This window comes from Brevibacillus sp. SKDU10 (assembly GCF_001645205.1).
Lineage (GTDB): Bacteria > Bacillota > Bacilli > Brevibacillales > Brevibacillaceae > Brevibacillus_B > Brevibacillus_B halotolerans.
The window spans coordinates 1-5,307 of record NZ_LSSO01000049.1 but is presented as its reverse complement, the minus strand read 5'-3'; the positions used below and the strand labels follow the sequence as shown (position 1 = coordinate 5,307).

Genomic DNA, 5,307 nt, shown 5'->3' with positions numbered 1-5,307 from the left:
TATTTGCATACGTGTGTGTAAGAAAAAGCATAGACACCATTGTTGTTAACGATGTAGGTGTTGAATAATTCATTCAATCTTACAATTAGTTATAGGGTCAATTCCCAAATGTTAATCGCTGTGATTTCTAGTTTGCAATTTTTAAGGTTTAACCAATATATACATTAATCTCCTATTCCATAAGGTTTCCACCTTGTTTGTAGCCATATCAAATTTGTCCACCCAATACCGTAAATCTTAAGCTTTTTAACAGAAGCCTCTTATTTCCTCTATGATTGCTAATACTCCACTTACGCCAGTGATAAAATCTACTGGATATCAAAAAAGGCTTATTCCTCCTTATCGTTCAAGTTGGAATAAGCCTTCTCAGTTTATAAATTGTATGATAAGGTTTCTTTCATGCTTTTGAAGATTAAAGTTTTACTCTTCTTCACACAAAGATTAGGAAACCTATTTTTATCAAGATATTCTTTAGTAAAATAAAGCTCTAACATCTCATAAAAATCCATACTAATACGAACAAAATTCACTGTTACCGGCAAAAAATATTCTCTGGACTCTAACCCAATAGTAGTTAATTTCTGACCAATAATTTCTTCAAATTCAAAAACTTCCTCCAGTTCTACTTCACCACAAGTAAAGATAATACTGTTTTAGAAAAAGTAGAAAAAATAGAAGAATCAGAAGAAATAGAAGCTAATGTTGATGATTTCAAGAAGCGTAATAAACGTGCAATCGCAGCAGTAAAAGAGGAAGTAACTGTACATAAAGGAGAAACAATTGTATTTGAAAGTGATACTGCTGTATCAATATCAAGTAATGAAACAAGCTCTAAAAATAATCTTTATCACTATATAAAGTATGACACTAAGGGTGCACCTGTTGAGTTTTTTGAAAATGCTCAAGGTGGAAAATCTATAAAAGGTAAAATGATCGCTACAGTCATTACTGATGAACCTGTAACCTTTACATACCCTACAGGGGTAAAAGTCTCATTTCCTAACACCCCTGCATTGAGGATTGTTGAATTAGAAGGAAACGAAAGCTATACATTTACAAACACTTCAGATTTCAAATTTTATGTGAAAGCTAAAGGAGGAACGAAAAGTCCCTCTCCTAAATATGATTATTCTCTTTATGACTCTGATGATAATTTAATCAAAGCTTTAGTAGCTCAGGGGTCTGGACCTCAAGCAAGTGGCGTTCTTTTAAAACCGGGCGAAAAAGTTGTTGTAACCACAATTTCGGGTGATTCTATTAGATTTTCAGCCCCCTTTGATTCAACAACAGGTAGACATAGTGATACCCCTGCATTGAACAGAACCGAGTTAGCTTTGGATGAATCGTTGACTCTTACCAATATAAGTAATAAATTAATTCATTTGCAAACGAATGCTTCATCTAAAAATCCTTGTAAGTATGTAAAATACAAAAGTAATGGAGAACCCGGTCTTCTTAATCCAAAACAGACAACAAACACTTCAATAAATCCTGGTGAAACAATTGTAGTGTCACCGTCAACAAGTGAGCCTGTAACATTCATTTACCATCCCCTTCAGTTCCTCAATGAGGATGAATCTGATCCTCCTTTTTATGAGCAAGTATTGCAAAAGGGTGACAGTTATTATTTTGATAATTTGAGTGACTTTCCATTAAGTCTGAAAGAAATCCGAGTTTCTTCCTCTGATAAATTTGATTATAAAATTTATGATGACGAAGGTAATTTTGTCAGAGAGTTTGTGAATACATCAACACCTCCAAAATTATCACCTAATGGCAGAGCTTTAATTAGTAATGTTTCAGATAACCCAATTACCATTTATAGCCATTATAGATATTCATCTACTATGGACAGCTCTGAACCAGCTCTTGAACGTGTTGTGCTGTATGAAGGAGAGACAATTGAATTTGTTAATATCTCTGATAAAGCACAAAAAATCCGGACGGATACTTCTAAAAAGAATGACAACCTAGTACATATGGCTAAGTACAAGGTGATTCTGTTATTCTATCTTTCGCAGAGCCATCTTTGCCCCTAGGGTATTTTGGAACCTTGATAGGAAAAAATGGTAGCAAGATTATTAAGAATACTGGTGAATTAATAAGTAGAACTAATAAATTAAGCAAAGGCTTTGTCAAACATATAACTAAACGACATGTCTTTAATAAAGCGAAAGATGAAATCCCTTTTCTACTAAAGAAATTACCTCGTGAAAAAGTTGAAATAAATATTTCTGGGACAATCAATCATCCACGAAGTTATTTCAACAAAGAATGGTCCAACAAACAGATTGAAGATGCCGTTCAGTTTGCTTTTGATGATGCTGTTAAAAACGGCAAAACGTACGAAGGTAAACATGTCGTCGAATACTTTGGTGAAAAAATTACTATTTCTTTCCGTGAAGGTGTTCTTAAAACTAGTTATGGTCCACACAGATACACTTTGAAAGATTTTGGTTATTAGAAAGGAGTTATTATGTTCATCATTAATTATCAACTTGCTTTGTCTGAATCAGAATTAGCCCGCCTTACGTATGAAGAGTTTAAAGAAGACTACGGTGAAGACCTCTTAGGTTTGATACACTTTTCATTTAATAAGCAGGAATATGGATATTATTCTGAAGACGCAACGATCCATGAATTCAACTTTTTCGAAGAATGGATCATATCATGGTTTCAAATGCTAAATGAGGCTCTGATCTTGTTAAAAAAGGAGGGGTATGCTGCTATTAAAACCATAGAAGAACCCGATAACTGGATCGTAATTAAAAATAGTAATGAAAATGTATTGATTGATTTTGTACTGGCAACAGATAGGGTTCCTAAGGAATTTGTAACTCCCGTTCCACTTTGTTCCATCTATCATGCTGGATGGGAAAATGAGGTTATAAATAAAGCACAATTTTTCTCTGAAATTAAAACAAAAACAGACGATTTAATTCAAAAGATAGAAAGATTAAATAGCAATCTTGTGGAATCAAGTGTAAACTTTCAAAGACTTAGAGAAGCTTACCTCTTGGCACACGTTTAAGTTTAAAAAACGAGCTTTACTTTTTGGTAGCTTCTGATTGGTAGTAAATGATTATTCTTTTTGTACAGGTGTAATAAAAAAAGATCGTTCTCTACCTTAACTAACTACTCTTAGTAAGGAGAAGAGCGATCTTTTTGCTGTTATGTACTCGTCAATTGAATCTGGACAAATAAATAATAGATTCCTCTATTATGCAGGAATAAATGCTGGTTAAGATCTGGATAAATACGGTATTATTTAATACATATTATTTATCGGTAATCCCCTTAATATAACCAGAATTAACCTCTGGAGTTGGTTAAGATGGAATATTGGAAAAAACTATTTCCAAAAAAGACGGTCCAATTAGACACTTTAATTCAAATAAGGTTATAAAAAACTAGGAAAAATCAAGGAGTTGATTAAATAATGAAACAATGAAAATATAGAAACCTATCTAGATACAGGTACTGATAGCATTTTCATAATCCCCTTTGAGTTTCTCCACGGGTTTCATGTAAGAAGCAACCTTTATCAAAAAAAAGACTTATTATCAGAAGAGCAAAAAAGAATTTTATTGAAGTATGATAAGCTATTATTTTTCCGCTCATCTGAGATTTATAATCATATGAAAGTCATTTATCATTTAGAAACTCCTCTGAGTCAATTGTGGAATGGTGGTGGCATCTGGATAAAGTAGTGAATAAAACATTAATGATTGATTTTGAATCACAGATCATCGTCTATAATAGACAGACATGCCAATAGTAGAAAGTAACTAAAAAAGGACAAAAAGAATAAACGATCTTTTTGTCCTTTTTTATATTATTACGTATAATGCCAATAGAATGTAATTCTCAGAACGGATGGTTATGTGAATTTATAGAGGTACCTAATACTAGAATCAGGTTTTAAATTATTTCAAATTATTATTTTTTAATCCTCTCATAATTTGCTGGAGGTTCAATAATATTACCAGAATATAAACGATAGGTATAAAAATAGAGTTACGTCCGCTATAGTTGTTGTAGAAATAGTTGCCTAAGATAATACTCAGAATAATAATGTTGAGTATATAGATTTTAACTGACGATTTTTGGGGATTTTTTCTATTTGTAAAAAATAAAGAAACTAAAAGTATTACAATTACTAAAAACAAACCAATATTCATAGCGGTTACATTCATTCCAAACAGACCTCCAACCCCCGTAAATATTAGTCATAAATCCATCCCACCCAAAATCACAATAGACACCTTTTTTGGTCTCCTCCATCCCAACAGCTCTAGTAATTTTTCAGTTACCAAACAAGTGTATCCTTTATGTCGTAAGTGGATCAGTCCTCTTTGACTTTTAGAGGGATTAATTACTCACTAGATAATTATAAAATCTTACAATATATACTTCCCGATTTTTTACAACTCAGTTAGGTACGGATTCGAAAAGTGCTTGTCGACTCTCCGGTGGTCTCCATCGCCTAGTGATATTAAACCGATGAAAGGGCATGACGAATGATATCGTCTTTGGATATATCGGGAGAGTGGAGAATCGGCAATTTCGTGGTACATAAATTGTGTGCAAATGTTATTCAGGTTGATCGGATTCCTTCAAATGCGTTCATCACCAATTCATGCACATAGAAATCATCCAACTTTTCGCCGGTTACGAGCAAACGATAGAAAATCGGCCCGTAAATAAGATCGAGGCTTATTTCAATATCGAGATTTTCTTTCAATTCTCCTCTCTGAATTCCCTTCTCCAGAAGGTGCTTAGCTTGGAGTCGACGGGGCTGGAAATATCGGGTACGATATTCCTTCGCCAAATTTGAATCAAACTGCCCTTCTCCTATCAACTCCGTAATAATGGTCCCCTCCCGACTTGTCAAGAACCTGGCTAAACTCGTGGCGTGAATTAGAATATCATTGAATGCCGAACCTGTATCAGGCACAGGCAATCTGGCTGCGGCAGCAGAAAGAAAACCATCCATCACCACGGCAGCCTTGTTAGGCCACCATTTATAAATCGTAGCTTTGCTAACTTTAGCACGATCTGCAATTTTATCGACTGTCACCGCTTTAAAGCCACTTTCCAACAATAACTCATAGGATGCGGAAAGGATAGACTTCTGCGTTTCGACATTACGCGGCCGCCCTCTTTTGCCCTGCACATTAATCATCCCTTTCAAAAATATAAACTATACGTTTAGTATACTTAACATGAATAAAAAAGAAAATAAAATAAACCCATTTACAAAACTAGACGTTCAGTATATTATTATTTTAATTTAAAAACTAAACG

General features: G+C 33.9%; 4 protein-coding genes. 3 read left to right on the top strand and 1 reads right to left on the bottom strand.

The genetic code is table 11. The features are described from left to right. Window positions 1–929: 929 nt before the first annotated feature. From AYJ08_RS04095 to AYJ08_RS04085, 3 genes are read left to right on the top strand one after another with little or no spacing between them, the layout of a single operon-like run. Entirely contained in the window at window positions 930–2,039 is a 1,110-nt protein-coding gene (locus tag AYJ08_RS04095; RefSeq protein WP_064016694.1) for a hypothetical protein, read from the top strand. A 14-nt stretch (window positions 2,040–2,053) separates the two neighbouring features. Continuing rightward, entirely contained in the window at window positions 2,054–2,464 is a 411-nt protein-coding gene (locus AYJ08_RS24295; protein ID WP_231928994.1) for a hypothetical protein, read from the top strand. A gap of 12 nt (window positions 2,465–2,476) precedes the next feature. After that, entirely contained in the window at window positions 2,477–3,031 is a 555-nt protein-coding gene (locus AYJ08_RS04085; RefSeq protein WP_064016692.1) for a hypothetical protein, read from the top strand. A 1,566-nt stretch (window positions 3,032–4,597) separates the two neighbouring features. Here the strand turns inward: AYJ08_RS04085 and AYJ08_RS04075 are convergent. Then, window positions 4,598–5,185 (bottom strand): TetR/AcrR family transcriptional regulator, encoded by a 588-nt coding sequence (locus AYJ08_RS04075; RefSeq protein ID WP_082890857.1) that lies wholly within the window; start codon window positions 5,183–5,185, stop codon window positions 4,598–4,600. Window positions 5,186–5,307 lie beyond the last annotated feature (122 nt).

Excerpts from the sequence above, each read along its gene's own strand:
- AYJ08_RS04095 (WP_064016694.1), top strand. The coding sequence starts at position 930 with ATGATCGCTACAGTCATTACTGATGAACCTGTAACCTTTACATACCCT.
- AYJ08_RS04085 (WP_064016692.1), top strand. The coding sequence starts at position 2,477 with ATGTTCATCATTAATTATCAACTTGCTTTGTCTGAATCAGAATTAGCC.
- AYJ08_RS04075 (WP_082890857.1), bottom strand. The coding sequence starts at position 5,185 with ATGATTAATGTGCAGGGCAAAAGAGGGCGGCCGCGTAATGTCGAAACG.